Consider the following 2165-nt stretch of genomic DNA (forward strand, 5'->3'; position numbering starts at 1 on the left):
GCGATCCAGCGCTGGCAGCAGCCGTAGCGATGGACGCCGACGCGTTCGCCGGCGAGGGCTGGTCGATCTGGCCGGCGCCGGCCAAGCTCAACCTGTTCCTGCACGTCACCGGCCGCCGCCCCGACGGCTACCACACGCTGCAGACGGTGTTCCATCTGCTCGACTGGGGCGACCGGATCGCGCTGCGTCCGCGCGCGGACGGCCGGATCGGCCGGGTCGGCGACGTCCCCGGCGTCGATGCCGAGACGGACCTGACCGTCCGCGCCGCCCGCGCGCTGCAAGCCGCGGCCGGCGTGGCGGCCGGTGCCGACCTCGCGATCGACAAGCGCATTCCGCTCGGCGCCGGTCTCGGCGGCGGCAGCTCCGATGCGGCCACGGTGCTGGTCGCGCTGAACCAGCTCTGGGAGGCCGGGCTGGACGAGGACGACCTGGCGACGATCGGCCTCGGGCTGGGCGCCGACGTGCCGGTCTTCGTGCGCGGCCGCTCGGCGTTCGCCGAGGGCGTCGGCGAGCGCCTGCAGCCAGTCGCGCTGCCGGCGCGCTGGTATCTGGTCGTGCATCCGGGCGTCCATGTGTCGACCGCCGCGCTGTTCCAGGACGCGCAATTGACACGCGATACGCCAGCCACGACAATTTCACGTTTCCTTTCCGGCGAAGCGGTCTGCAACGCCTTCGAGCCGCTGGTCCGGCGCCGTCACGGCGCGGTGGCGCGCGTGTTCGAGTGGCTGGAGCCGTACGGCGTTGCGCGGTTGAGCGGATCGGGATCGGCCGTGTTCATGGCGGTCGCCGACGCGAAAACCGGCCTCGACCTGGCGCGGGACTGTCCGCCCGGCATGACGGCGGTGGTCGCGCGCGGCGTGGATCGTTCGCCGCTCCATGTGCAATTGGAGCGCTGGAAAGACAATTGATACAACGGCTTGCGAAACCGGATGGTGGGGCGCCCGAATGGGTGCCGCGCCTGCCGGGTTCGCGGCCGATCGGTTTGCTGGGGCGTCGCCAAGTGGTAAGGCACCGGGTTTTGATCCCGGCATTCGCAGGTTCGAATCCTGCCGCCCCAGCCACTCCGGCCGGTTCCGACGGCTTCATGGCAGTGGCGAGGGCTAGACGTGAACAGCATGGCGAGTTCGGCCGGAATCCTGGTCTTTACCGGCAACGCCAACCGGGCGCTGGCGACGGCGATCTGCGAGGATCTGGGCGTGCCGCTCGGCAAGGCTCAGGTCGGCCGGTTCAGCGACGGCGAGGTCCAGGTCGAGATCGAGGAGAACGTGCGCAACCAGCGCGTGTTCGTGATCCAGCCGACCTGCGCGCCGACCGCCGACAACTTCATGGAGCTGCTGGCCCTGATCGACGCGCTCAAGCGCGCCTCGGCCTCGAGCATCACCGCCGTGGTGCCGTACTTCGGTTATTCGCGCCAGGACCGGCGGCTGCGCTCGGCGCGTGTGCCGATCACCGCCAAGGTCGCGGCGATGGCGATCGGCGCGGTCGGTACCGACCACGTGCTGACGGTGGACCTGCACGCCGACCAGATCCAGGGCTTCTTCGACATCCCGCTCGACAACGTCTATTCCTCGCCGGTGATGCTGGCCGACATCTGGCGCGGCTATGGCCGCGACAACCTGATCGTGGTGTCGCCGGACGTCGGCGGCGTGGTCCGCGCCCGCGCGATCGCCAAGCGTCTGGACGACGCGGATCTGGCGATCATCGACAAGCGCCGCCCGCGTCCGAACGAGGCGACCGTCATGAACATCATCGGCGACGTCAGCGGCAAGACCTGCGTGCTCGTCGACGACATCGTCGACACCGCCGGCACCTTGTGCGCGGCCGCCGCGGCGCTCAAGAAGAACGGCGCGGCGAAGGTCGTCGCCTACTGCACGCATCCGGTGCTGTCGGGCCCGGCGCTGCAGAACCTGGCCGGTTCGCAGCTCGACGAACTGGTCGTCACCGACACGATTCCGCTGTCGGAAGCGGCGCGCGCGGTCGATACGATCCGCCAGCTTTCGGTCGCCGAGCTGCTGGCCGAGACGATCCGGCGCATCGCCTACGGCGAATCGGTCAGCTCGCTCTACGTGGACTGACCGCCACGTTTTCTTCACTGCGTTCCTGGTCGCGGGAGCGCATCCGCCGCCGCGAGGCGGCCCAACCCAGAGGCAACACGAAAATGGCAA

At 69.7% G+C, this 2165-nt stretch carries 2 protein-coding genes and 1 tRNA gene; all 3 read left to right on the forward strand.

Annotation, left to right across the window (positions count from 1 at the left end; all coding sequences use genetic code 11):
- Positions 1-908: 4-(cytidine 5'-diphospho)-2-C-methyl-D-erythritol kinase (gene ispE, locus VMR06_RS17345; RefSeq protein WP_325378717.1), on the forward strand; the 908-nt coding region annotated here is incomplete at its 5' end.
- Positions 909-986: 78 nt separating this feature from the next.
- Positions 987-1061, forward strand: a tRNA-Gln gene (locus VMR06_RS17350).
- A gap of 54 nt (positions 1062-1115) precedes the next feature.
- Positions 1116-2075: a ribose-phosphate diphosphokinase gene (locus VMR06_RS17355; RefSeq protein WP_325378719.1), complete on the forward strand. Its 960-nt coding sequence runs from the start codon at positions 1116-1118 to the stop codon at positions 2073-2075.
- The last annotated feature ends 90 nt before the right edge of the window (positions 2076-2165 follow it).

It is taken from the genome of Dokdonella sp. (assembly GCF_035511235.1).
Classification (GTDB): domain Bacteria; phylum Pseudomonadota; class Gammaproteobacteria; order Xanthomonadales; family Rhodanobacteraceae; genus Dokdonella.

What these genes read in the sequence shown, in the direction of transcription:
- VMR06_RS17355 (WP_325378719.1), top strand. Translation starts at nt 1,116, where the DNA reads ATGGCGAGTTCGGCCGGAATCCTGGTCTTTACCGGCAACGCCAACCGG.